The organism is Flintibacter hominis, assembly GCF_014287965.1.
In the GTDB taxonomy this organism is placed as follows: domain Bacteria; phylum Bacillota; class Clostridia; order Oscillospirales; family Oscillospiraceae; genus Lawsonibacter; species Lawsonibacter aceti.
Genome location: NZ_JACOPO010000001.1, coordinates 1 through 24,932, shown reverse-complemented (window position 1 = coordinate 24,932; position 24,932 = coordinate 1). Strand labels below are relative to the sequence as shown.

The window sequence follows — 24,932 nt, the reverse complement described above, 5'->3', positions numbered from 1 at the left end:
GCGCTGCTCCAGCGCCCCTGTACACATGGTGAACAGAGGAGGTTCTATGAAAGTATTATCAGCGATAGAGAAGGCCGTTGACTTTCTCTGTAATATTATGACAGGGATCGCCGCGTTAATGATGGCGGCCCTGACTTTGGACGTGTTCCTAAACGTGATTTTCCGCACAATTGGGAAGCCCATTGTAGTTTCTGTGGAGTTGACCACGATTTTCTTCCCCTGGATCGTCTGTATGGCTATGATTGTCATCGCCCGGCGCCAGGAGAACACCGCCCTGGTTTTATTTTTCGATAAATTCAAGGGTATCGTCCGTCACATCGCCGTGATCTTTATTAACGGCACCATGTTTTTCTTTTCCGCGGTCATGGCTAAGTCTGCCTTTGACCTCTCCCTTTCTCTTGTGGATGAGTACCTTGCTCTTACTCACCTGAGCAAGGCCTTTACATATGGTTCCATGTTCATCGGCTTTGTAGGTGTATGCATCATGCTCGCCTTCAATCTGCTTAAGTATGTGATGATAGAGATTGTAAGGATCGACAAGGAGGGTGCTGCGAAATGACCTTGATCCTTATTATGGCGCTTATGTTTTTTGCGCTGATTTGCATTGGCGTACCCATCGCCTTTTCTATGGGAACCGCATCGATCTGGTACCTTCTGACCAACGGCACTAGCTTATCTGTCGCGGCCCAAAAATTCTTTACCCAGACACAATCCTTCTCCTTCTTGGCCGTCCCCTTTTTCGTGTTGGCCGGCACTCTGATGGTCGAGGCTGGTATCGCCAAAAAGCTGATCAACTTTGCCAGTGTTCTGGTCCGCCACCTGCCCGCCGGTCTGGGTTGTGTGTCCGTGGTCACCAGCATGATCCTGGCTGGCATCTCTGGCTCCTCTGTGGCGGACGCCTCCTCTGTAGGCGCCATCCTGATCCCTGAAATGAATGACCGCGGCTATCCACCTCCCTTTTCCGCAGCCATCAACGCCACCAGCTCTGTGGTTGGCATCATCATCCCTCCCAGTAGTACCATGATCGTCATCTCCGCTATTACCAACCTGTCCGTGGCTAAACTTTTTATGGCCGGCGCTATTCCAGGCATCATCATCGGTCTTGCGTTTCTCGCCATTACTGCCTATATGGGTATCAAAAACAATTATCCCCGTGAAGCACGGGCCAGTAAATCGGAGATCTGGGCTGCCACCAAAGATGCCCTGATCGCTATGGTTTTTCCTGTTTTCATGGTAGGCAGCGTAGTTACCGGTATTGCTACCGTCACCGAGTCCGCCTCCATCTGCGCCATCTACTCCTTGTTTGTGGGTATCTTCGTCTACAAGACTCTGAATCTGAAAAAGATCTACAAGGCGCTGGCGGATGCCGCTATTGGCACCACCGTGGTCATGATGGTGGTGTCCTGTGCCTCGATCATGCAGTTCATCCTCATCAGCCAGCAGGTGCCCACCAAGCTGTCCAACGCCCTTCTGGGGCTGGGACTGCCCAACTGGCTGCTGCTCATTATGATGGTGCTGCTGCTGGGCGTGGCCGGCATGGTCATGGACAATGTCCCAAATCTGTATATCTTCCTGCCCATTTATATTCCTATTGCTCAAAGTATGGGGATGGATCCCATTCAGATGGCCATTATCTGCCTGTGTGCATTGGCCCTGGGTCTGTTTACTCCTCCTGTGGGCACCACCCTGTTCATCTCCTGCAACATTGCCAAATGCTCTATTGAATCGGTCGTCAAAGATTTGATTCCTTTCTTTATCGCAGGTGTTTTGATTGTGGTTGCGGTGGCCTTTATCCCTCCGCTGACCATGTGGATTCCAAGCCTTATGGGCTAATTATGAGCTTACTGCCGGCCCTCCTTTTTGTTCAGGAGGGCCGGTGTGCCGAAAAGGAGTATTTGATCAACCATGGACCATTATCATGAATTAGCGCAGCAATTTCTGCGGGATATGGTGGCCTTCCCAACTGTCAACGGGAATGAGAAGCCCCTGGCCCAGTATATTGCGGGGGTGCTGGAGGGCTATGGCTTCCGTACCCAGCTCCAGGATATTGCGGAAAACCGCTCTAACGTCGTGGCTGTCTATGGAAGCTCTGATAACCGGATTATCTTTACCGGCCATTTGGACGTCGTTCCCCCTGGTGGAGACTGGCAGGTGTGCGATCCCTTTCATTTGACAGAGCAGAACGGTCGTTTGTATGGCCGGGGTTCCTGCGACATGAAGGGAGGCATTGCCGCTATGATGGCCAGTGCCATCCGGGCTGTGGAAATGGGCGAAGCCCGTAACTGCGAACTTCGGCTTGTCTTTGTTGTGGATGAAGAGGTGGACGGTTTGGGCACCCAGTATTATGTGTCCCATGAGCCTCCTGGCGGCCGGACAATCGCCATCATCGGCGAGCCTACCATGTTGGAGGCCTGTATTGCCCACCGGGGCGTGACCCGCTTCAAGGTGGCTATTAACGGCCGTCAGTGCCACTCCGGCTTGCCCTATGAGGGTATCAACGCCATCAATCAGATGGCCCGTTTCCTATTGGAGGTCGAGCGCTTTGACCTGGATCGCCAGTCCTTGGACTGCGGCATTCTCCCACCTCCAAACATAACCGCTACCATGCTCCACTCCGGAGTGAAAGAGAACGCTGTCCCCGGCACCAGTGAGGTCATCCTGGACTGTCGAACTGTCCCCGGTGAGACTGCGGACACTCTGCGCGCCAGTATTCTGGATATCCTCCACCGGCTGTTCGATGGCACTCAAGTGACCTACGAGGTCTGCGACTTCATCAATGTCACTCCCAGCAGCACCCAGCCTGACGGTCAGGTATGTACTGTACTGAAAAACGCTTTTCAGGAGGCGTTTGGCCGGGAGGCGGCGGTCACCTATTTCAAGGGCTGCTGTGATATGTCCTATTTCTGCAAGGCGGGCTATACGGAAACGCTCCTGTGCGGCCCTGGCTCTATGGACCAGGCTCACATTGTGGATGAGTATATCGAGATTGACCAGTTGCATAAGGCTGTTGACCTGTATTCCGCGGTCATCCGCCAGGCACAGAAAGGATCTTGTCTATGAAAAAGTATCGTTTGGTATGTTCTGTATGCGGCAAACCCTTTGAGCGGGACACTGAGCCCTATGTCTGCGAAAGCTGCGGGGGGCTCCTGGAGCCGGAGTTCGATCTGGCCGCCAATGCCAGCCACTATCGAGAGGTCATCCGGGGCGGCTGTGTTTCCGGCGTGTGGGATTACCGCGATCTGTTACCTGTAGAGGGCGTGGAGGCGCCTGTCACCCTGAGCGAGGGCAATACTCCCCTGCTCACCGCCAGTAACCTGGGCCCAATCGTCGGGGTGGAGCAGCTCTTTCTAAAGAATGAGACATTGAATCCCTCCGGGACCTATAAGGACCGGTTTGCCACCGTTGCGTTGAGCATCGAGAAGGCCAGGAACACCCCTGCCGTGGCGCTGGGGTCGGCTGGCAACGCCGCAAATGCCATGGCCGCGTACTCTGCCAAGGCCGGTATGCCCTGCTTCGTCATCCTGCCCCCCGGAGCGGTAGCTGAACGTGGCTGGCAGGTACGGGGTTACGGGGCCAATCTGATCCGCATGGAGCATACAATAGATGACTGTATCAGCATGGCCAAGCAGGGCGAGGCGCTTTTTGGCTGGAAATCCCTGACCACCAACATGCTGACCAATCCTCTGCCCTCTGACGGCTACAAAACTGTGGGCTATGAGATCGGCAAGCAGCTGAACTTTCAGATGCCCGACTGGATTGTCGTCCCTGTGGGGGGCGGTGCCCTGATGAACAAAATCTATAAGGGCTGTAAGGATATGCTGGAGCTGGGCCTTATCGACAAAATACCCCGCTTCGTAGGGGCCCAGGCTTCTGGCTGCGCCCCGCTGGTTGACGCATACCAAAAGGGGCTGAAAAACCCCGAAATCTGGCCCGGTGTCCCCCAGACTGTCGCCTTCGCTATCGCCGATGTATGTGTATACGATGGTATCACTTCCATGGATGTTCTGACCAAGAGCGGCGGATGCGCCGAGGAGGCCACTGACGAGGAGATCCTGGAGGCCATGCACCTGATTGCCAGTAAGGAGGCCGTGGTAGCCGAGCCTGCCAGCGCCTGCTCTGTGGCCTGCGCCAGAAAGCTGGTAGCTAAGGGCGTTATCCAGCCCACCGACTCTGTTCTGTGTGTTCTCTCCGGCAACGGTATGCGGGATCTGAAGCTGATGGAGCAGGGTCAGAAGGAAGTCCCCTTTGTCAAGTACCGCGATGTAGAGGCAGTGAAAGCGGCTGTCAATGACTACCTGAACGACTCCAAGGACTGATGGGAGGAGCCAGTCATGGAACAGACCATCAAGGGACTGGCCAAGGAAGATGAGCTGGTCAGCCTGCTCTGCGACCTGGTCAGCATCGAAAGTGTCAATCCCCTGTTTGAAAAGGGGGGCACTGGTGAGAAAAATATGGTAGAATATATCTGCCGCTATTTTGACCAGTACCAGATCCCCTATATCCTTCAGGAGGCGCTGCCTGGCCGATTCAATGTGCTGGCCCATCTGAAGGGTACCGGCAAGGGCGCCCTCTGCTTTGAAGCGCATACCGACACGGTCACAGTGGACGAGATGGAGATCGAACCCTTCAAGCCTGTGATTCAGAACGGCCGTTTGTATGGCCGGGGCAGTGTGGACGACAAGGGCAGCGTGGCCGCTATGATGTACGCCATGCGTCTGCTCAAGGAGCATAAGATCGAGACCTACTCCGACATCTACTTTGCTGCCGCCGCAGAGGAAGAGTTTAGCTACAAGGGAGTGCTTCGCCTTTTGGAAGATGGTATCCCCTTTGACGCCGCCGTGGTTGGGGAAGGCACAAGCGTCCACGTCTGTCGCGCTTGTAAGGGGAACGTCCGCTTCAAGATCGTATCCAGGGGTCTTGCTGGACATAGCTCCCGCCCCTGGGAGGGACGGAACGCTATCGTGGCCATGGCCAATGTAATCTGTGAGCTGGAGAAAAAGCTGTTTCCCCTTTATGAACAGAAGAAGCATCCCCTTCTGGGGCCTCCCACCTTTAATATCTCCCTAATTCATGGCGGCAAGCTAATCAATATTGTCCCGGATTACTGTGAGATACAAATTGACCGTCGGGTCTTGCCGGGCGAGACCTACCAATCCGTCCGTCAGGAGGTATTGGGCTGCCTGGAGTCGCTGCTATCCTCCCACCCCGAGTACGAGGTGGAGATCCAAGAACCTTTTGTCACTGACTTTGCCATGGAGGTAGAGGAGGACTCCCCCATTGTCCGGACCGCCATAGCCGCCTGTGATGCGATCATGGGAGAGCACACCATCGAAGGAGGCTATTTCAGCTGCGACGCCAGCAAATTTACCCGCATCGGTATTCCCGCCATCGTTATGGGCCCTGGCAGTATCCTGCAGGCCCATACCAATGACGAATACATTGAGATCTCTGACCTGGCCAAGGCGGCCGAGGTGTTCACACAGATCTGTGTGGATTTTAGACCTTGATCTCATCATATTTTGAAAGGAGTAATCTTGTCATGGATGTTTATGAGCGTTTAAAGGAACTGGGCATTGAACTGCCTCCTGCCCCCCCTCCGGGCGGCCTCTACTCCCCCATCAAGCTGTTTGGCTCTAACCTGGTCTATACCTCCGGTGTCGGCCCCACTGATCCCACTGGCGGTGCCGTATACAGCGGGAAGGTGGGCACTGATCTCACCTTAGAGGAGGGGCAGGCAGCTGCCAGACTGGCCACAATCAACCTGTTGTCCGTCTTGCACAATCATCTGGGCGACCTGAACCGTATTAAACAGATTGTCAAGCAGCTGGGCTTTGTGGCCTGCCCCCCGGATTTCCATATGCAGCCCGCCGTTATGAACGGATCTACCCAGCTCCTGATGGATGTATTTGGCGACCCTGCTGGTCGGCCCGCACGCTCTGCTATCGCAACCAACGTACTGCCTGGCAATATCCCCGTAGAGATTGAGCTGCTCATCGAGCTGAAAGACTAAACTCTGCCCATAAAGGCAAACACAAGGCCCGCCCGGCTTTTGACCGGGCGGGCCTCTTTTACGCTGGGCACTGCCGCCCAGTGTGATCGATGGTGTAGTCCCCCTCCAGAATGATTTGGGAGATCGGGACAAAGGTGTAGCCGTCCTGTATCAGGGTTTCCAGGATACCAGGCAGGGCCTCCGGGGTATGAAGGGCCGCGTTGTGGAACAGCACGATGGAGCCCGGCTGTACCTTGCTAACCACCCGCTGCGTGATATCGGCGGCTGACAAGTCCTTCCAGTCCAGGCTGTCCACATCCCACTGGATAGGCTCCATACCGATTGACCGGACGGCGTTGATGGAGTTGTCATCATAGTCCCCATAGGGCAATCGTACCAAGGTGGGCCGGACTCCGGTGACCGCCTCAATTTTATCGTTGCAGGCATTCAAATCTGCCACCACTTGATCGGCGGACAACTGCGGATAGTGAGCATGGGTATTGGAGTGGTTCATCACTTCATGTCCAGCATCAGCCAAAGCTTTTACCGACTCAGGGTATTTATCCACCCACTCCCCCACTACAAAAAAAGTGGCCTTCACCTTATATTTCTCCAAAATATCAATCAGCTGTTGGGTGTCCTCGTTGCCCCAGGCCGCGTCGAAGCTGATGGACACCAGCTTCTGGTCCCTCTGAACACAGTATATAGGCAACTGCCGCGTAGTCGCCGCGGTCCCAACGGCCGCCGGATAATTGACCACATAGAACATTACCGCCGCTAGACAGAGGCAGACCATTCCGATCCCCCACCTCTTTGGAACAAAAAATATCTTTGGTCTACACTTTTTCTCCTTCATATCATCATCTCCCACATGAGTCTGGTCCCTTCATCTATATGCGCCCCACTGTCGAAACATACTTCTCCTATTTTCCTTAGCAACGAAAATGGCTCGTCCTATTTTTGCAATTTTTTCAAAAATAATCTGCATTCCATATTGCTTTTTTCTGTGCGACAAGGTATAATGCCATCATATCCTGCGTACAAGTGTTTTTACAGGGCAGACAATCTGTAAAACGCTTGATCCCGGAATGAAAAGGAGTAGTGAACATGAAAAGAATCCTTGCCAGCGCCCTGTCCGCCGCCCTTCTGCTGACCATGCTGGCCGGCTGTGGCGGAAACAACAATTCCTCCAACAACGGTTCTTCCAACACTGGGACTTCTTCCGCCTCCAACACCAGCTCCGGTGACAAGGTGGTTAAGATCGGTGTGTTTGAGCCCCAGTCCGGCGACAACGGCGCCGGCGGAAAGCAGGAAATCCTGGGAATGCAGTACGCCCACTCCCTGACTCCCACTGTGGAGATCGGCGGCGAGACCTATACTGTGGAGTTGGTCTATGCCGATAACCAGTCCGCTAACGACAAGGCGCCCTCCGCCGCCCAGACTCTGGTTTCCGCCGGCTGCTCGGTGGTGCTGGGCTCCTATGGCTCCGGTGTGTCCATCGCCGCTTCCGACACCTTTGGGGACGCGGGTGTGCCCGCCATCGGCGTGACCTGCACCAACCCCCAGATCACCATTGGCAACGACCACTACTTCCGCATCTGCTTCATCGATCCCTTCCAGGGCACAGTCCTGGCTAACTTCGCCAAGGACCAGTTTTCCGCCACCAAGGCTTACTGCCTGGCCAAGCAGGGGGACGACTACTCCGTGGGTCTGTGCAACTACTTCATGAAGGCCTTTGGTGAGGAAAATTGTGTGTATGAGGTTTTCCCCGAGGGTACCTCTGACTACAGCTCCTATGTGACCAGCGCCAAGAACTCTGGCGCCGATGTATTCTTCGCCCCTGTTTCCATTGAGGCGGCGGCGCTGATTCTGGATCAGGCCGCTACCCAGGACCTGGGGATGCCCATGCTGGCCGGCGACACCTGGGATTCCAACGTAATCACCGAGGCCGCCAAGGGCAAAAGCAATATCGATCTCTACGTCACCACCTTCTATCAGGAGGGCGGCAACGCGGAGTTTGACGCAGCTTTTAAGGAGTGGATCAACTCCGACTCCACCAACCTGACCAATAACAACGGCAACGACATGATCGCCGCCGTTTCCGTCATGGGCTACGACGCCTACTATGTAGCTCTGGAGGCCCTGAAGGCCGCTGGCTCCACCAATCCCGCCGATGTGATGACGGCGCTGTGGGATGTGACCTATGACGGCATCACCGGACACATCGCTTTCGACGATGAAAACGGCGACGCGGTGCGGGATCTGGCCTATGTGAAGCACTGCAATACAGAAACCGGCGCCTGGGATCTGGTGGGCGAGCAGGGCGTGTAAGTCAACGCTCGACTTATCCTTTCAGATCGTACACCGCGCCCGGCGGGACAGTAAAACCCCGCCGGGCGCGGTTTCACAAGGCTTTGGGTCGCTGCGGAAAGGTCGTGAGATCTCTTGCCTCTTTCTCGGCGGCCTGAGGGATCATTTTGATACGGAGAGGGAGGAATCCCATGGAACAATTCACAACGGTTATACTGCCCTATATTTTGTCTGGCATCTCCGTAGGCGGTCAGTATGCATTAATTGCCATCGGCTATACCATGGTGTATGGTATCCTGCGCCTGATTAACTTCGCCCACGGCGACGTGTTTATGGTGGCGGGTCTGATGATGGTCTATCTCTCGGCGGCCCTGCCCTTATATCTGGCGGTGCCGGTGGTAGCGCTGCTGACGGTGGCTCTAGGCTTTGTCATCGAGAAAATCGCCTACAAGCCTCTGCGCTCCGCTCCCCGCATGAGCGTGATGATCTCCGCCATCGGGGTCAGCTATTTGCTGCAGAACCTGGCCCTATATGTCACCGGTGGTCTGAATAAAACCTATCCCACCATCCCCTGGATCTCCGACCAGGTGAATCTGTTTGGGGCTACCACCAAGCGGGTCACTCTGATTACTCCGGTGCTGACTATCATACTGGTCATCCTGCTGGTACAGCTGATCAACCACACCAAGGTTGGAATGGCTATGCGGGCGGTAGCCAAGGACTTTGAAACCAGCCAGTTGATGGGGATTAAAATTAACAATGTCATCTCCGTCACCTTTATCATCGGCTCCTTTTTAGCGGCAGTCGGGTCCATGCTCTATTTCTCCAACTATCCCGGTGTGGTACCTACCTCTGGAGCCATGCCCGGCCTGAAAGCCTTTGTAGCCGCAGTGTTCGGCGGGATCGGCTCTATCCCAGGGGCGGTGATCGGCGCATTCATCATCGGCGTGTTTGAGTCTCTAATCAAGGGGCTGGATACCATTCTGACCACCTTTCACATCATCCAGTCCCCTCTGGAGCTGTCCACCTTCTCCGACGCCTTTACCTTTGTGCTGCTGATCGTGATCCTGGTCTTCAAGCCGACAGGCCTGTTTGGCGAGAAGGCCACGGACAAGGTTTAACGGGAGGGAGTGGGTTAAATGATACAGCAAAAAAATAACAGGCAAACCCTGATCTCCCTGGCGCTGGTGGCATTGATGCTGGCGGTAGTGCTGGTTCTGGACCAGGTGATCCAGCCCACTGACTACATGTCAATGCTCCTCAAGGTGCTGCAAAAGGCTTCGGTCTATGCCCTGGCGGCTGTGTCCCTAAACCTGTTGACCGGCTTTACGGGCCTGTTTTCCCTGGGACACGCGGGCTTTATGCTCATCGGGACCTATATTTACGCCATCTTTACCATCTCCTCTGACAGCCGGGACGCGGTGTACCAGTACTATGACGCGGCGGTTCGCTTCTCCATCCCGGAGGCGTTGAGCGGCGCTCTGGGCCCCTTCGGCACCGTTCTGGGGGTAATCGTGGCCGTCCTGCTGGCCGGCCTGGGGGCCGCCCTGGTGGCCTGGCTGATCGGTCTGCCGGTGCTGCGTCTGAAAAGCGATTACCTGGCCATCGCCACATTGGGCTTTGCGGAGGTCATCCGCGCGGTCTTTCAGTGGGGAAAGCTGGGGCCGGTGACCAATGGCTCCAACCCTCTAAAGAGCTTTATACGGATTGCGGACTTTAAGATCCAGGCGGGCGACGTGACCATCAGCCTGTCCACCTTCATCCCTGTCCTGATGTCCACAGTGTGTATCGGGATCATCGTCCTGCTTATCAACTCCTCCTACGGGCGGGCCTTTAAAGCCATCCGGGAAAATGAGATCGCGGCGGAGGCCATGGGCATCAACCTGGCCCGCCACAAGATGCTCTCCTTCTGTATTTCCTCCTTCTTCGCCGGCGTGGCCGGAGCGGGGATGGCCATGGTGCTGGGCATCGCCCAAGCCAATAACTTCAAGTCCGCCATGACCTATGAAATCCTGCTCATGGTGGTGCTGGGCGGCATCGGCTCCATCTCCGGCTCGGTCATTGGGGCCACCCTATTCATCGCTGCCTCCGAGTGGTGGCTGCGCGGCTTAGACAACGGCGCTTTCCTGGGCATCGAGGCCCCAGGCATCTTCCGCAACGGCTTCCGGCTGGTGGTGTTCTCCGTCATCATTATGGTGGTGGTCCTCTTCTTCCGGAAAGGCATCATGGGGGACAAGGAACTGCCAGATCTGTTTAAGCGCCGGAAGAAAGCCAAGGGGGTGGCGAAATGAGTGAGAGTATCCTCAATTTAGAGCACGTCACCATGCAGTTTGGAGGCGTGGTAGCGGTCAATGACCTGTCCCTGGAGGTAAACAAGGGGGAAATCGTGGCGCTGATCGGCCCCAATGGTGCGGGCAAGACCACGGCCTTCAACTGCATCACCGGGGTCTACGAGCCCACCAACGGAAGGATCTCTTTTCTGGGGCAGCCTATGGTGGAGAATTTTCCCCAGGGCAAGATGAAAAAGACCTACCAGGGGGAGAACCAGGGGATGTTCACCCACAAACTGGCCCCCACCCCAGATCAGATCACCCATATGGGGATGGCCCGGACATTTCAAAATATCCGGCTGTTTTCCTCTCTTTCTGTGCTGGACAACGTGCTGATCGCCAAGCATATGCGGGCCAAGCACAACGTGTTTTCCTCCACCTTCCGTCTGAGCAGGCGGGAGGAGGCACGGATGCGGCGGGAGGCCATAGCTCTGCTGGAGGAGCAGAATCTGGATCACCTTCAGGACGAGGTGGCTGGCTCCCTACCCTATGGACTACAACGGCGGCTAGAGATCGCCCGGGCCTTGGCCACCGAACCCAAGCTCCTGCTTCTGGACGAGCCGGCCGCGGGCATGAATCCTCAGGAGACCCACGAACTGACAGACTTTATCCGGCAAATCCACACAAGGTATGATTTGACCATATTGCTGATCGAGCATCACATGGATCTGGTCATGCGGATCTCCGACCGCATCTATGTCCTGGACTTCGGCAAGCTGATCGCCCAGGGCACACCGGAGGAGATCCAAAACAATCCTCGGGTGATTGAGGCATATTTGGGGGTGGCGGACGATGCTGAAAATTGACGAATTGCAGGTAAACTACGGCGGCATCGAGGCCGTGAAGGGAATCACCTTTCAAGTGCCAGAGCGAGAGATCGTCACACTGATCGGTGCGAACGGGGCCGGGAAATCCACCACCCTTCGGGCTATCGCCGGACTGGTAAAGCCAGCGGCGGGCCGCATCCATCTCCAGGGGGACGATATCACCGCCCTCTCTCCCGACCGGATCGTGTCCAAAGGCATCACCTTAGTTCCAGAGGGGCGCCATGTATTCCCCGATTTGACGGTACTGGAAAATCTGAAAATCGGCGCCTATCTACGCCATGACGACCTGGAGGACGACATCAAGTGGGTCTATGACCTGTTCCCCCGGTTGAAGGAGCGTTCCTGGCAGGCGGCGGGCACTCTGTCCGGCGGCGAGCAGCAGATGCTGGCCGTAGGCCGTGCCCTCATGTCCCGGCCTAAGATCATGATGATGGATGAGCCCTCCCTGGGTCTGGCTCCTCTGGTGGTCAAGGGGATCTTTGAGATCATCAAGGAGATCAACAAGCAGGGCGTCACTATCCTTCTCATCGAGCAGAACGCCAACATGGCGCTGCACATCGCGGATACCGCCTATGTTTTGGAGACTGGCCGCTTGACTATCTCCGGCTCCGGCAGGGAGTTGTTGAGCAATGAGGCTGTGAAGAAAGCCTATCTGGGATAATTACATGAATCAGAGGGCCGCTGTCAAACAGGCAGCGGCCCTCTTCCCTTATCCCGTATGTTCCTCTTTTTCTGTGGGCACCTCCGCCGCCAGCGACATAATGGACACCTCGAAGGCCACCCGCTCCTCGGAGCGGTCTCCGCTGACCTTGGTATAGGTTCGGCTCTGAAGTCGTCCAGTCAGCCGCAGCTGGTCCCCCACCTCCATGCCTCCGCACCGGTGGGCTAAACTGCCCCAGGCGATGCAGGGCAGATAGTCCGCCCGTCCGTACCGGCGATTGACCGCCAGGATCATATCACAGATGGTCCGCCCCAGGGGGGTGGCCCGCAGGCTTGGTGTCTTACATAGGGTGCCGGAGAGCTCCAGCCGGTTTTCATCCTCTCCCGGCTCCTGCCGCAGCTCTCTGGCAAAGGCACTGATGACCAGCCTACTGCCTACCCCAGTTCGGTTGTTGAAGGTCCGTACTTCCCCCAACACCGTCAGCTCACTCTCCCGCTCCAGCGGTCCGCAGCACTCCAGCAGCTCCAACGGAGCCACCACGTTCACCTGATCCTCCGCGCCTGACAGGCGCCGGACCACCAGTGGGAAGGTATAGAACTCCACGCCGTGGTTGAGATGGGAATAGACTGGGGCCTCCCCTACCGCGCCATGGAGGCGGATATGGTTGACGTCGGCGGAGCACTTTCTCATGGACCATCACTCTCCTGAATCGTTTGTTCCTCTGATGTATATGAAGTCCAAACGCCAGGTATGTCCCAAGCCGTTCCCCAGGGGGCGACAAAAAGGGCGTGTCCACCCCCACGGACACGCCCCTATTTTTCTATCGACGGCCGAACCCGCCGCCTCGGCCTCCGCCAAAGCCTCCACCGCGGCCACCAGAAAATCCTCCGCCCCGGGAGCCACCGAAGCCACCTCCACGGAAAGAGCCGGAGGAGAAGCCGCCGCCGCGGGAACCACCGGAGAAGCCGCCGCCTCTCGGTCCACTGGAAAAACCGCTCCCTCTGGAGCCGCCGCCCGGACCCGAAAAGCCGCTGAAGCCTCCACCGCCGGGCCCTCTAGGCCCCCTTGGCGGAGGAGGAGGGGGCGGCTGACGCCACCGCCGGCGGTACCAGCCGTAAGAGGGGCCGTGCCAGAACAGAATAGGCCGGAACACATAGGGCGGATTGATCACTCCGTAATATCGCTGACGATAAGCGGTATAGCGCGCGCTGTCAATCAAGGTGGCCGCCACCAGCACGATGGCCAGAAGAATGACCAGCATCATTACCAGCCCCCCGGTCCTCTGGGCGCCGCCATAGTGATTGGCGTTGTCCAGATAGCCCAGGCCGTAGTTATCCACATAAAATTGGTTGACATCGGCAAAGAGGTTGAGCACCCCTTCTCCGTACTCTCCCGCCGCCACATACTCATAGAGGGACTGGTCCATATAGTTGGTGACCTGCTGGTCTGTCATGGGATAGTCCGGCCCCACGGCCAAATAGCCATTGGTATTTTTCACATCGATGACCAGGATGCCGTCGCTGCTGGCCAGCTCGATTTCCTCCCCCAAGGAATAGGCGTAATCGCCAATATCGCCGGACACCCCGTCCACCACCGCCAGCGCGATGAGACTGTCATATCGCTGGACCCAGTTGGCATTATACAGGCAGATGTCCCGCTCCTGGCTATCGGAGAGCACGCCGGCCTGGTCCCAGATATAATCCGCAAACTGGGCGGTGGACAGGCTGGTATCCAGCCCCACCTCTCCCGGCTCCGGGACTGCGGCGCTCTCCTTGTTCAGGCCGATGACCACCGCCGCCCCGATCATCGCGGCTGTGCACAACCAGGCTACCCAGGTCTTTTGAAAAAATTTCATATAGGAACCCCTTGTCATTTATGTAGGGGCGCATTCGAGATCCGCCCCACAGAAACTGCGCGATCCTTCGGCGCCTCCGCTCTTTGTTCCGTCAGGACCTCTTAGCCCCTTAGCTCAAGAAGCTTCTGCTTTAGCTCCCCTTCGATCCTGCCCAGCTCCGCCTCCGCCTCTTTCCGCTTCTGGCTGCCCTCGGTCTGAATCCTCATCACCTCATCCAAGGTAGAGATAAGCTGCTGGTTGGTATGCTGCAGTGTTTCGATGGAAACCACAGACCGCTCCGCCTCCTTGGCGGTTTCGATGGTGCCCATCTTCAGCAGATCGGCGTTTTTCTGGAGCAGTTGATTGGTCATGTCGGTGACAGCTGTCTGGGCAGCCGTGGCCTGTCGCCCGTGTTCCAAGCCCAGAGCCAGCACCATCTGGCTCTTCCACAGGGGGATGGTATTGACCAGAGAGGACTGGATCTTCTCTAGCATCAACGTGTCGTTGTTCTGGAGCAGTCTAGTCTGGGGTCCCATCTGTATGGAGATCATCCGTGTCAGCTCCAGGTCATGAAGCTTCTTTTCAAAGCGGGAACACAGGTTAGCCAGGTCGTTGTAGGCCTGGGCATCCTCCTGGGCGCCGCTCTCCTCCGCCTTTTTCTTCAAATCGGCCAGGTCGTGGGTCCGAAGATACTCCAGCCGCTTCTTGCCGGCAATGATATACATGGTCAGCTCTTTGTAATATTTGGTGTTCAGCTCATACATCTGGTCAAACATGGCGATGTCCTTCATCAGGACCACCTGGTGATTCTCCAGCACCTTGACGATCTTGTTCACGTTGGTCTCCGCCTTGGAGTAGCTGGCCTTCATGGCCTCCAGCTCATTCTTCCGCTTCTGGAAGAATCCGGCAATGCCCTTTTTCTCCGGCTCGCCAAAGGTCTTAAGCTCCACCACCAGGGAGGACAGCGCCTCGCCCACCTCGCCCAGGTCCTTGGTCTTTACATTGTTCAGGGCGCTCTCGGAAAAGGCGGCGATGTTCTTCTGGGCCGCGGCCCCGTACTGGAGGACCAGGTTGGAATCGGTGACGTCGATCTTCTGGGAGAACTCATCCACCATCTTCCGCTCCGCCTCGGTGAGCATGGACTCATCCAGCTTGACGGCGTTGGCGTCCCGTTGAGCCTGGAGGGCCGCCTGCTCCTCCTGTTGAGCGGCAGTGCCGGGGGCGGGGGCAGGGTCCAAGGTCAGTTCCGGGGCGGCGGGCGGCTGGGCAGCGGCCGCCCCGCTGGGGTCCAGGGTCAGCTTGGGTGTCAGGTTCAGTTCGTCACTCATATTGGGTTCCTCCTAAAATGAAAGTAGTCATACCTCAATCGTTCCTGGGGCTCTTATCATAGGCCAGCCAGCGCCGCCAATGGAAGGCGCAACTCAAGCTCTGGAGCAGAAGCAGGGCTACATACCACCAGAACATGTTTCCGCTGAGTCTATCAGGAAAAAACAGCAGAAGCCCGATTTGCAAGGCCGGGATCACAGACCAGAGTACAGCGTTAACCAGACATTCGCGCTTGCTTATAAATTCGCGGTAATTGGCCATGCTGCTCTCCTTTCATTTGCCGCCCGTTTTTTCCTCCTTGAAGGTGAAATAACGGTTACCAGTGAAACCCGACGAAAACCACCCCAGCCAGTGTGATGATCAGATTGAGCCAGAAGTAGGGGGCGCCGGGGACCAGCATCCGGTTCTGCAGCCCGCCCCCCAGCCACAAAACCCACAGAAAGGTCCAAATCAGGGCCCGGTTCATCCTGGACTGCTTGGTATCCGCGCTCATATTCTCCTCCTCACAGCTCCAGCTTGGGACCGTCCTCCTTGGATGAGCCCCCCATAGTCATTCCCCCCAGCCCCTCCTGGGCCAGCAGGTTCTCCATCACAGTGATATCAGTGGAGATGTCCAGGGCCTCCTCACCGAACAGGGCGTCCAGCTGCTTGTCAAAGGCCTGGGTAATGGTGTCCATCATGCGCTCCACCTTGGCTTTGGTGGTGCTGATATTGTCCCCAGCGATGCCGGTGGAGTCCATCCGATCATAAGCGTTCAGGATCTTCAGTGTCGTGGGCAGGTAGTAGTCCATAAATCGGCGGATCTGGGGCAGTTTTTTGGGCTGCGACACCACCTGGTCGATGATCTTTCCGGTGACATCCTCCAAATGGTCGATCTGAGCGGATATCTTTTCGTCCACAATGGCGTCGTTAAGGCGGCGCATCTCTGACAGCGCCCTGTCCCTCTCCCGGATGAGCGCGTCAATAGCCGGGTCGCCGGTGGTCTTCTCCTTTTTAGGCTCCTCCTTGGGCCTGTCCTCTTTCTCACCGGCCAGCTCAAAGGCCTTGTCGGGAAAGACGGCCTTCCCAGCGATAAAGGCGACCAGAGAGAGGACCGCGCAGATCCCATAGGAAGCCGCCGACTTCAGCGGAAACAGCAGGGCATAGCCCAGCCAGACCACGCCCACCAGATAAATGGGCAGTACCGAGGGTTTGATATGCTTGGCCATAATTTCCTCCATCGCCCCGGCGGGGCAGCAAAACTCGGATATAGATAGTCTTATTGTACAACCGGGAGTGGAGCAGTGTCAAGGCGAAGGGCACTTTCTCCCAAAATCGCCCTCCTTTTTTGCCCTATCTCATTGACTTCTCCCCCAAGATTGAGTATGATTTTAAAGAATTGATTTGATAAAAAGGAGAACCTCCTATGCTTACCCTGGAACAGTTTAAAAACGCCCGGAGCACACTCCAGGGTGTTCTTCGGCCCACCCCTCTGATCTACTCCCCCTACTTGTCCAAGACCTGCGGCAACTACGTCTATCTCAAGCCGGAAAATATGCAGGTCACCGGGGCCTACAAGCTTCGGGGGGCCTATTTTAAGATCAGCACTCTGACGGATGAGGAGAAGGCCCGTGGTCTTGTCACCGCCTCCGCCGGCAACCATGCCCAGGGCGTGGCCTACGCCGCCCAGGCGGCCGGCGTGGCCGCCACTATCGTCATGCCCACCACTACTCCTCTGGTAAAGGTAAACAACACCAAGGACTACGGCGCCCAGGTCATTCTCCATGGCGAGGTATTTGACGACGCAGCCGAGCTGGCCGCCCGGATGGCGGAGGAGCAGGGATTAACCTATGTCCATCCCTTCAACGATCTGACACTGGCCACTGGTCAGGGCACCATCGCCTATGAGATCTTCCAGGACCTGCCCGACGTGGACGTGATCCTGGTCCCCATCGGCGGCGGCGGGCTGGCCGCCGGCGTGGCCACGCTAGCCAAGCTGCTCAACCCCCAGGTTGAGGTCGTGGGGGTTGAGCCCACTGGGGCCGCCTCCATGAAGGCCAGTCTGGAGGCTGGTCACATCGTCACCCTCCCCTCCGCTACCACCATTGCGGACGGCGTGGCCGTCAAAACTCCGGGGGACAAGGTGTTCCCCTATATCCAGCAAAATGTGGACCGCATCCTCACCATCGACGACGGCGAGCTGGTGGAGGCCTTTTTGGATGTGATGGAGCGGCACAAGATGGTGGTGGAGAACGCGGGGCTGCTCACCGTCGCCGCTCTGCGCCACCTGGACTGCAAGGAGAAAAATGTAGTGTCCGTCCTGTCCGGGGGCAACATGGATGTCATCACCATGGCCTCTCTGGTCCAGCACGGGCTCATCTGCCGGGGCCGTATCTTCACCTTTGCCGTCCAGCTTCCCGACCGCCCCGGTGAGCTGATGCGAGTGGCCGGTGTACTGTCCCAAAACAACGGCAATATCATTAAGCTGGAGCACAACCAGTTCGTCAACATCAACCGCCAGTCCGGTGTGGAGCTGCGTGTCACTCTGGAGGCCTTCGGGCACGACCACAAGGCCCAGATCCTGGATGCTCTGCGGCAGGCCGGCTATCAGGTGTCTGAGGTGGATACCGGCGACTTCTATACCTGAGTCTTCTCTGCCGCCCGCCGGAGGCGGGCCTCCGGCGGGCGGATATCTGAAAAGCGGCGGGCCAGCGGGCTGAACCGGACGGTTTTGGCCGTGGGATCGGCCTGGAGCGATCCGCCTCCCCCGGGGCACCCGGGAGAGCCATAGGCCTCCCTTCTCCGCCCTGTATCCTATGCGCCCGGGCCACAAACTGCCCCATCGCGCCAGCCGCTCCTATCCCGTCTCTCCGTCGAAGTTTGAAAGTGAGGTCATCAACCATGGTAAAGATCGCTCCCTCTATTCTGTCCGCCGATTTTGTCAATCTGGAGCGGGACATCAAAAAAGTGTCGTCCGCGGACTATCTCCATGTGGATGTGATGGACGGCTGCTTTGTCCCCAACCTTACCATTGGCATCCCGGTGGTAAAGTCCATCCGCCAGTGTACAGACATGTTTTTGGACGTCCATCTGATGATCGACAAGCCGGTGCGGTACATCGAGGACTTCGCCAAGGCCGGAGCCGACCTGTTGTCCGTCCATTTGGAGGCCGACCACCCCACCCAAATCGCCCAGGCCCTGAAGGTCATGGGCGAATGTGGGGTAAAAAAGGCGGTGGCCCTGCGGCCCATCACCTCTGCCAACGCCATCCTGCCCTATATTGAGGAGTTGGATATGGTGCTGGTCATGACTGTGGAGCCCGGCTTCGGCGGCCAGTCCTTTATGGAGTCCCAGTTGGAGACCATCCGCCAGGTCCGGGCCATCATCGAGAAGTATCATCCCACCTGTGAGCTAGAGGTGGACGGCGGCATTGCCCCCAAGACCGCTCCTCTGGTAGTGGAGGCGGGCGCCAACGTACTGGTAGCCGGCTCCGCCGTCTACGGCAAGGAGGATATCCCCGCCGCCATCGCCGCCCTGCGGGTATGAGAGGAGCCCTTTTATGAAATCCTACGCTGTCCGTACCGCTAAGACCCCAGAGGACGCTGAAGCCCAGATGAATGAAATGGCTCGGGAGAGCTGGACTGTCAAGGCCGTCACCTTCTGGGAAACCGCTATGGCTTACCGGCTGGTCATCACCTTTGAAAAAGAAATTTAATCCCGCTCCCTATCTCTCCTGGAGGTCTCCGTCATGCAGTATTTTCCCCCCGCCCTTGAAAATCTGGTAGAACACTTCGCCAAGCTGCCCGGCATTGGTCTAAAGTCGGCCCAGCGGCTGGCCTTCCATGTCCTGTCCCTGCCTGAAGAGGAGGCGTCCGCCTTCGCCCAGGCCATCCTGGAGGCCAAAAAGGTGATCCACTGCTGCCCCGTATGCCAGAATCTCACCGAGGGGGAGGGCCCCTGCGCCATCTGTGCCAGCCAGAAGCGGGACCGGTCCACCGTCTGCGTGGTAGCCGATCCCAAGGACGTGGTGGCTATGGAGCGCAGCCGGGAGTACGGCGGCGTCTATCATGTGCTCCACGGGGTCATCTCTCCCATGAATCGGGTGGGCCCTGACGACCTGCATATCCGCTCCCTGGTGGAGCGGGTAGCCGCCGGCGGTGTGGCTGAGGTCATCATGGCCACCAACCCCGACACAGAAGGAGAGGCCACCGCTATGTATCTATCCCGTCTGCTCAAGCCGTTCCAGGTAAAGGTGACCCGGCTGGCCTATGGCATCCCTGTGGGCAGCCATCTGGAGTATGCGGACGACGCGACTTTAATGCGGGCCCTGGAGGGTCGGCGGGAAATCTGAATCCTCCCTCACCTCACGTCCCCCATTGTTTCAAATGAGCATACAAAAAGCTGTGGAGAGGACACTCCACAGCCTGTTTTTTACAGCTTTACCGGAATAGGCCGCAGGATCCGAAGGGTATCCGGAGTCACTCCACATTCCAGCGCTATCACCTCCACCCCCGCCCGGGCCGCCCGGCGCAGAGCCTCCCCAAAGGCGGGGTGAGTGGCATCGTTTGGCTCCATCCAGCGCATCCCCTCCATCTGGACCACAAAGCAGACGGCGGCCCCATATCCCGCCTGTCGGGCCGCCACCAGCGCCTCCAAATGCTTCACGCCCCGCAGGGTGGGGGCGTCCGGGAACCGGGCGATCCGGTCCTCCTCTAAGGTGACCCCCTTCACCTCCACAAACCCACGGGTAGAATCGAAGGTCTTTTCTCCTCCATTCAAAAACTCCCAGTAATAATCGATTCTAGAATTCCCATATGTCATCTCTGGTCGAAGCAGTGTGGGGACAAACCCCAGCCCTCCGGCGGCCGCCCACTCCCCAAATACTCTGTTGGGCGCCTGGGAGTCCATATTGATCAGGAGAGGGCCTGCCGGCCCCTCCTTCTCTACCGCTACCAGGTCAAAGCGGGTCTTACGGACCGGATTGTGACTGTCCACCAGATAGACCCGGCATCCAGGGACTAGCAGCTCCCGGCACCGGCCGGTATTTTTCACATGGCAGACCTGGAGGTTCCCCTCCACCTCTACCTGCGCAACAAAGCGGTTGGGCCGGGCTAGAAAAGTACCGGCGCGGATATTGGGATATTTCATCTTGTTTTTTCCCCCGGAGTTCTGGTAATATGTCCCTAGTATAGCCAATGATAGGAATCGAGGCAAGTCCCATGGAGAAAAAAGCTGTCTGGAACATTATCGCCGCCGCTGCCCTCTGGGGCTGTATCGGCGTCTTTTTGAAGCTGCTCACCGCCGCCGGTCTCTCCTCTATGGATGGAGTGGCTCTCCGCAGTGCGGTAGCCGCTCTGCTCTACGGCCTCTTTCTAGCCGCTACGGACCGTAAAGCGCTGAAAATCCAGCCCCGGCACTGGTACTACTTCTTTGGCTCCGGTGTCTGCTCCCTGGTCTTTTTCAACTGGTGTTACTTCTCCGCCATCTCCACCAGCTCCATGTCCGTGGCGGCGGTGCTGCTGTATACCTCCCCCGTCTTCGTCACCCTTCTGTCCGCCCTCTTTTTTCGAGAGAGAATCACGTCCCACAAGGTGGCCGCCCTTGCGTTGACCTTTGCAGGCTGTGTCCTGGTCACCGGGCTGCTCCCGCTGGGCCAGCAGTCTGTGTCCTATCTGACGATACTATATGGATTAGGAGCCGGATTTGGTTACGCTCTGTATTCAATTTTTGGCAAGCTGGCCCTTAGGCAATACGCCTCCTCTACGGTCACTTTCTACACCTTTCTCTTTGCCGCCCTGGCCTCTCTGCCCCTGTCTGGTCTTCCCCGCCATCTGGAGGCGCTGGCGGACTGGCGGGCTATTCTGGGCGGGTTGGGCATCGGGGTGCTGTGCTGTATCCTGCCCTACCTGCTGTACACTGAGGGGCTCCGGTACACCGAGGCGGGGAAAGCCGCCATCCTTGCCACTGTAGAGCCCTTTGTGGCCGCCCTGTTGGGGATCTGCCTGTTCCATGAGTCAGTCACCTTCTATAAACTGCTGGGCATGGGGGCCATCTTCCTGGCCATTCTTCTACTGAATCGAACCACAAATGAATAATAAAAGGAGCTGTCCGCCTGGGACAGCTCCTTTTTATCCTTTTACAGTTTTACAAATTTGTCTTTGTTGGCCCGGCAGATAGGGCACTGATAGCCGTCGGGCAGAGTTTCCTTCTCCGCCACATAGCCGCAGATGGTGCATCTCCAGCCCTCGTTGCCCTCCAGGGTTCGGACCACAGTGGCGGTGGGCGGAGTAGAGCCCCCGTCGTTCTTGAAGTCGTCCACGGTCAGGGCAGGCCCCTCGCCCAGCACCTCGGCCTCCGTCGTTTCAGCGATATAGAGCATATAGGTGCCCAGATCCAGCTTCTCCACTACCTTACAGCTAAACCGGGCTAGAGCGTGATCCTTCACATAGGGATTTCCTGCCCCATCCCGCTCTACGTCGAAGCCATCAAACTTGTTCACTACCCGGCCGGACTTATAGCCAAACAGATTGACCAGATCCTTTGGGGTATCCTTGGCCAGTACCGTGGCGGCAAAGCTCCCCTTCGCCTCGATGGCTTTGAAGGTCTCGTTACTCTTGTTTACTGTCAGGGAAAACTTGAAGGGCATAGAGGATGTGACCTGGTGCAGAGAGTTGACGATACAGCCCTGAGGCTTGCCGTCCAACTCGGCGCCTACGATAAACAGGCCATAGTTGATGCGGCTGAATGCTTTGCGGTTCATATGAGTTCCTCCTTACTTTTAATAAGAATTATTCCTATTTATATTTCTATCATAGCAACATTTTATCCCGTTGTCAAGGAAAATATTTGCAGGGACTGGGAGACTTTTTCTTCCCTTGTCCTCTATTTGCCTCTCTGTTATAATAAAAATAGAGAGAAAAAGGAGGATACCCCATGCATATACCTGCCTGCCAGACCACCCAGCTGGAGCTCATCTCCTTCGACCAGGCCTTAGAGGAGGCTCAAGAGCCCAATCCCGACTATGACTCCTCCCGCTGGCTCTATGTGCCCAATTTTTATTCTGAGTACCGATACATCCTTGGAACCAGAGGGGATCGCCCCCTGATCTGTGTAGGTGTCAATCCCTCCACGGCAGCTCCGGATGCCCTGGACAACACCCTGAAATCGGTGGAACGAATCGCCCATCATAACGGGTATGACAGCTTTATTATGTTCAATGTTTACGCCCAGCGGGCCACAGACCCGGACCACATGGAGCAAACCTGCAATCACACCCTCCATCATGAAAATATGAGGGCCTTCGCATACGCCCTGTCCCTGGACCGGTCCGGCTCACCCTCTGTATGGGCGGCCTGGGGGACGATCATTGAAAAACGGGACTATCTGCCTCTCTGCGTCCGGGATATGGTCCAGCTGGGCCGCGACTATCACGCCTCTTGGTGGTCTGCCGGAAAACGCTCAAAAAAGGGACATCCCCACCATCCCCTGTACCTGCGGAAAGACAGTGTCCTAGAGGAGTTTGATGTCGATTCCTATCTAACCCATATCTGATTTGGAACAGAAAGGAGACGCGGCTTATGAAGGTCAACTGGAAGGAACTGATCTGCCGGGTATTCGCAGCTATATTCATCGGCCTTTTTCTCGGATTCCTCTTAGCGATTCTTCTGATCTATATTTCCCTCATGGCTCCCACCTATGTCCAGCGGGCGTCCTGGGTCCTCCTGCCCAGCCTTCTGGCAGGCGCGGTACTTGCCATTCTCTTTCCCCGGCGGTGGAGAAAGGGGGTTGCACTGTGTCTGGCGGCTGTTACCATCGGCTGCGGCGCTTACTGCGCCTTCGGCCTTTGGCGGAGCAGCGTCCCCACGGTGGACGACCGTGACCTGCTTCTCTGGCAGTACGAGCCCTTTTCAGAGGGCACCAAAGCTGTCAGCCTGGAGGAGCAGTCCACCCTGCGCTTTCACCGGGAGGACCTTCTGCGCCTGGATGGCGCCACCGCCCTGTATCCGGTTTATGCCGGCTTTGTGCAAGCGGTCTATCCCCAGGGGGAATATCCCCTGTACGACAATACCTCGGAAGGCTATGGCTCTATCACCTGCAGCGGCACTGTGAACGCCTACGAGCGGCTCATCACTGGCCGCACTGACCTGATCTTCGCCGCCGCCCCCTCCCAGGAGCAGCTGGAGATGGCCAGGCGGGCCGCAAAAGAGCTCCACCTGACCCCCATTGGCCGGGAAGCCTTCGTCTTTTTTGTCAACAGCAGGAATCCCGTGGAGGGACTGACGGTTGAGCAGATACAGGGTATTTACACCGGCCAGATCACCAACTGGAATCAGGTAGGCGGGAAGAATCAGCCCATCCGCCCCTTCCAGCGGCTGGAAAACAGCGGCAGCCAGTCAGCCCTCCTCCGCCTGATGGATGGTCTTCCCCTGATAGAGCCGGAGAAAGAGGACCGGGTGGGCGGCATGGGCGGTATTATCCAGCAGGTGGCCAGCTATCGGAACTATAAAAACTCTATTGGCTTTTCCTTCCGCTTCTACGCCTCGGAAATGGCGGCCAACGATCAAATACGTCTGCTGGCCCTGGATGGCGTATCCCCAACTAAGGAGTCTATCCGGGACGGCAGCTACCCTATCGCCGACTCCTTTTTTGCCATCACTGCCGCTCCAATTGGAGCTCCAGATCCTAGGGAGAGTAATCCAAATCTGAATGCCTTCCTGGATTGGATTCTCTCTGAACAGGGCCAGCAGATTGTGGAAGACAGCGGATACGTATCAATTCGTTAACAAATTAAGACCATACAAGGGAGGAGCCGCTATGACGCAACTGCGTTTTTTAGAAGCCCATACGGAAACACATTACAAAGATATGTCTCTCCTTCACGCATTGGGCTGGAGGGCAGCCTATCACGGCCTTATTCCCAAAGACTACTTGGACCGTGAGATTCTGGATGACCGCTGGGTGCCCTTCTTTCATGATAACTGCGGTACTGGAAAACTTCAAGGGCTCATCTTGTACAATGGTGAGCATCCCCTGTGCTGTGGAGTATATGGCCCTGTGCGGACGGAGCTTCAGCCCAAAGGCTTACCCAGTCTGGCCCAGTGGGGAGAACTGATTTCTCTCTATGTCCACCCAGCGCACTGGCACTCTGGATATGGCTCTCTGCTCCTGAGGGAGATCCTCGCACGCCTAAAACGGGAAGGATATCCCGGATGCTTTCTCTATGTGCTCCAGGAAAACAGCAGAGCCCGGCGGTTTTATGAAAAACACGATTTCACTTGGGATGGATATGGTATTAAGGTCAGCCTCTCGCCTGACACTGTCCTTACCGACTTGAGATACCGCAAAATACTATAATAAAAAAGCAGGACAGTTATTTAACTGTCCTACTTTGTGTAGGCACTACCTATCTTCCCGGTCCGTCTCCAGACAAGTATTTTCGGCAGAAGCGAGCTTAACTTCCGTGTTCGAAATGGGAACGGGTGGACCCTCGCCCTAATCAGCACCTACTATTTTAATCACCGAAGTGACTAAAACCATATCAAATTGTAGAGAAAACTTGGTGACCCGTACGGGAATCGAACCCATGTTTGCGGCGTGAGAGGCCGCCGTCTTAACCGCTTGACCAACGGGCCGTGTGGTGCGCCTTCAGGGATTCGAACCCGGGACCCACTGATTA

The 24,932-nt window shown here is 56.7% G+C and carries 28 protein-coding genes, 1 tRNA gene and 1 rRNA gene; 19 read left to right on the top strand and 11 right to left on the bottom strand.

The features are described from left to right. Positions 1-46 precede the first annotated feature (46 nt). The 6 genes from H8S11_RS00150 (at position 47) to H8S11_RS00125 (ending at position 6,010) form a co-directional block, all read left to right on the top strand. Complete coding sequence (locus tag H8S11_RS00150) at positions 47-559, top strand: TRAP transporter small permease (RefSeq protein ID WP_186851783.1); 513 nt, start codon at positions 47-49, stop codon at positions 557-559. Further along, entirely contained in the window at positions 556-1,833 is a 1,278-nt protein-coding gene (locus H8S11_RS00145; RefSeq protein WP_207721872.1) for a TRAP transporter large permease, read from the top strand. The genes H8S11_RS00150 and H8S11_RS00145 overlap by 4 nt, the downstream gene beginning before the upstream one ends. Positions 1,834-1,905: 72 nt before the next feature. Continuing rightward, positions 1,906-3,060, top strand: a complete 1,155-nt coding sequence (locus H8S11_RS00140; protein ID WP_186851782.1) for a M20 family metallopeptidase — start codon at positions 1,906-1,908, stop codon at positions 3,058-3,060. Continuing rightward, on the top strand, positions 3,057-4,316 hold the full coding sequence (gene thrC / locus H8S11_RS00135; RefSeq protein WP_186851781.1) for a threonine synthase: 1,260 nt from the start codon (positions 3,057-3,059) through the stop codon (positions 4,314-4,316). The genes H8S11_RS00140 and thrC overlap by 4 nt, the downstream gene beginning before the upstream one ends. 15 nt (positions 4,317-4,331) lie before the next feature. Continuing rightward, positions 4,332-5,507 (top strand): M20 family metallopeptidase, encoded by a 1,176-nt coding sequence (locus tag H8S11_RS00130; RefSeq protein WP_186851780.1) that lies wholly within the window; start codon positions 4,332-4,334, stop codon positions 5,505-5,507. Between the two features lie 32 nt (positions 5,508-5,539). Beyond that, a complete protein-coding gene (locus tag H8S11_RS00125) occupies positions 5,540-6,010 on the top strand; it encodes a RidA family protein (protein ID WP_186851779.1) in 471 nt (156 codons plus the stop codon). Positions 6,011-6,068: 58 nt separating this feature from the next. Here the strand turns inward: H8S11_RS00125 and H8S11_RS00120 are convergent, their stop codons facing one another. Continuing rightward, positions 6,069-6,785, bottom strand: coding sequence for a polysaccharide deacetylase family protein (locus H8S11_RS00120; protein WP_186851778.1), 717 nt, complete (start codon positions 6,783-6,785; stop codon positions 6,069-6,071). A gap of 311 nt (positions 6,786-7,096) precedes the next feature. On the opposite strand from H8S11_RS00120, the gene H8S11_RS00115 reads away from it, so the two are divergent. The 5 genes from H8S11_RS00115 (at position 7,097) to H8S11_RS00095 (ending at position 12,117) form a co-directional block, all read left to right on the top strand. Then, positions 7,097-8,320, top strand: coding sequence for an ABC transporter substrate-binding protein (locus H8S11_RS00115; RefSeq protein WP_147573077.1), 1,224 nt, complete (start codon positions 7,097-7,099; stop codon positions 8,318-8,320). Between the two features lie 170 nt (positions 8,321-8,490). Continuing rightward, entirely contained in the window at positions 8,491-9,420 is a 930-nt protein-coding gene (locus H8S11_RS00110) for a branched-chain amino acid ABC transporter permease (protein WP_186851777.1), read from the top strand. An 18-nt stretch (positions 9,421-9,438) separates the two neighbouring features. Continuing rightward, the gene (locus H8S11_RS00105) at positions 9,439-10,590 is read left to right on the top strand and encodes a branched-chain amino acid ABC transporter permease (RefSeq protein WP_147573073.1); all 1,152 of its coding nucleotides are present in this window, start codon (positions 9,439-9,441) and stop codon (positions 10,588-10,590) included. Continuing rightward, positions 10,587-11,435, top strand: a complete 849-nt coding sequence (locus H8S11_RS00100) for an ABC transporter ATP-binding protein (RefSeq protein ID WP_186851776.1) — start codon at positions 10,587-10,589, stop codon at positions 11,433-11,435. The genes H8S11_RS00105 and H8S11_RS00100 overlap by 4 nt, the downstream gene beginning before the upstream one ends. Continuing rightward, positions 11,422-12,117, top strand: a complete 696-nt coding sequence (locus tag H8S11_RS00095) for an ABC transporter ATP-binding protein (protein WP_147573069.1) — start codon at positions 11,422-11,424, stop codon at positions 12,115-12,117. Before H8S11_RS00100 ends, H8S11_RS00095 begins: the two co-directional genes overlap by 14 nt. 48 nt (positions 12,118-12,165) lie before the next feature. Here the strand turns inward: H8S11_RS00095 and H8S11_RS00090 are convergent, their stop codons facing one another. From H8S11_RS00090 to H8S11_RS00065, 6 genes are all read right to left on the bottom strand, one after another. Continuing rightward, positions 12,166-12,807 (bottom strand): single-stranded DNA-binding protein, encoded by a 642-nt coding sequence (locus tag H8S11_RS00090; RefSeq protein WP_147573067.1) that lies wholly within the window; start codon positions 12,805-12,807, stop codon positions 12,166-12,168. A gap of 130 nt (positions 12,808-12,937) precedes the next feature. Next, positions 12,938-13,972, bottom strand: a complete 1,035-nt coding sequence (locus tag H8S11_RS00085) for a TPM domain-containing protein (RefSeq protein ID WP_186851775.1) — start codon at positions 13,970-13,972, stop codon at positions 12,938-12,940. Between the two features lie 101 nt (positions 13,973-14,073). Then, positions 14,074-15,279, bottom strand: coding sequence for a toxic anion resistance protein (locus H8S11_RS00080; RefSeq protein ID WP_147573063.1), 1,206 nt, complete (start codon positions 15,277-15,279; stop codon positions 14,074-14,076). Between the two features lie 34 nt (positions 15,280-15,313). Further along, the gene (locus H8S11_RS00075; RefSeq protein WP_186851774.1) at positions 15,314-15,538 is read right to left on the bottom strand and encodes a hypothetical protein; all 225 of its coding nucleotides are present in this window, start codon (positions 15,536-15,538) and stop codon (positions 15,314-15,316) included. Between the two features lie 55 nt (positions 15,539-15,593). Continuing rightward, complete coding sequence (locus H8S11_RS00070) at positions 15,594-15,770, bottom strand: hypothetical protein (protein ID WP_186851773.1); 177 nt, start codon at positions 15,768-15,770, stop codon at positions 15,594-15,596. A gap of 10 nt (positions 15,771-15,780) precedes the next feature. Continuing rightward, positions 15,781-16,485, bottom strand: coding sequence for a 5-bromo-4-chloroindolyl phosphate hydrolysis family protein (locus H8S11_RS00065; protein ID WP_240288540.1), 705 nt, complete (start codon positions 16,483-16,485; stop codon positions 15,781-15,783). 197 nt (positions 16,486-16,682) lie between these two features. On the opposite strand from H8S11_RS00065, the gene ilvA reads away from it, so the two are divergent. The 4 genes from ilvA (at position 16,683) to recR (ending at position 19,607) form a co-directional block, all read left to right on the top strand. Continuing rightward, a complete protein-coding gene (gene ilvA / locus H8S11_RS00060; protein ID WP_147573057.1) occupies positions 16,683-17,903 on the top strand; it encodes a threonine ammonia-lyase in 1,221 nt (406 codons plus the stop codon). A 254-nt stretch (positions 17,904-18,157) separates the two neighbouring features. Next, positions 18,158-18,802 (top strand): ribulose-phosphate 3-epimerase, encoded by a 645-nt coding sequence (gene rpe, locus H8S11_RS00055; protein WP_186851772.1) that lies wholly within the window; start codon positions 18,158-18,160, stop codon positions 18,800-18,802. A gap of 13 nt (positions 18,803-18,815) precedes the next feature. Continuing rightward, on the top strand, positions 18,816-18,971 hold the full coding sequence (locus tag H8S11_RS00050) for a hypothetical protein (protein ID WP_186851771.1): 156 nt from the start codon (positions 18,816-18,818) through the stop codon (positions 18,969-18,971). Between the two features lie 33 nt (positions 18,972-19,004). After that, a complete protein-coding gene (gene recR, locus H8S11_RS00045) occupies positions 19,005-19,607 on the top strand; it encodes a recombination mediator RecR (protein WP_147573054.1) in 603 nt (200 codons plus the stop codon). Positions 19,608-19,687: 80 nt separating this feature from the next. Here the strand turns inward: recR and sfsA are convergent, their stop codons facing one another. After that, the gene (gene sfsA / locus H8S11_RS00040) at positions 19,688-20,404 is read right to left on the bottom strand and encodes a DNA/RNA nuclease SfsA (protein ID WP_186851770.1); all 717 of its coding nucleotides are present in this window, start codon (positions 20,402-20,404) and stop codon (positions 19,688-19,690) included. 71 nt (positions 20,405-20,475) lie between these two features. Here sfsA and H8S11_RS00035 point away from each other — a divergent pair, with 71 nt between their 5' ends. Continuing rightward, complete coding sequence (locus H8S11_RS00035) at positions 20,476-21,351, top strand: DMT family transporter (RefSeq protein WP_186851769.1); 876 nt, start codon at positions 20,476-20,478, stop codon at positions 21,349-21,351. A 41-nt stretch (positions 21,352-21,392) separates the two neighbouring features. Here H8S11_RS00035 and H8S11_RS00030 read toward each other — a convergent pair whose 3' ends face one another. Further along, entirely contained in the window at positions 21,393-22,016 is a 624-nt protein-coding gene (locus tag H8S11_RS00030) for a flavin reductase (RefSeq protein WP_147573050.1), read from the bottom strand. Between the two features lie 173 nt (positions 22,017-22,189). Between H8S11_RS00030 and H8S11_RS00025 the strand changes: the two genes are divergently transcribed. The 3 genes from H8S11_RS00025 to H8S11_RS00015 are packed head-to-tail and all read left to right on the top strand — an operon-like array spanning position 22,190 to position 24,610. Then, positions 22,190-22,807, top strand: coding sequence for a DUF1643 domain-containing protein (locus tag H8S11_RS00025; protein WP_186851768.1), 618 nt, complete (start codon positions 22,190-22,192; stop codon positions 22,805-22,807). A gap of 26 nt (positions 22,808-22,833) precedes the next feature. Beyond that, entirely contained in the window at positions 22,834-24,039 is a 1,206-nt protein-coding gene (locus H8S11_RS00020) for a substrate-binding domain-containing protein (protein WP_186851767.1), read from the top strand. 31 nt (positions 24,040-24,070) lie between these two features. Next, positions 24,071-24,610 (top strand): GNAT family N-acetyltransferase, encoded by a 540-nt coding sequence (locus H8S11_RS00015; protein WP_186851766.1) that lies wholly within the window; start codon positions 24,071-24,073, stop codon positions 24,608-24,610. A 37-nt stretch (positions 24,611-24,647) separates the two neighbouring features. Here the strand turns inward: H8S11_RS00015 and rrf are convergent. Both rrf and H8S11_RS00005 read right to left on the bottom strand, forming a co-directional pair. Then, positions 24,648-24,763: ribosomal RNA gene (gene rrf / locus H8S11_RS00010) — 5S ribosomal RNA — on the bottom strand. 50 nt (positions 24,764-24,813) lie between these two features. Then, a tRNA-Glu gene (locus H8S11_RS00005) sits at positions 24,814-24,888 on the bottom strand. Positions 24,889-24,932: the final 44 nt, after the last annotated feature.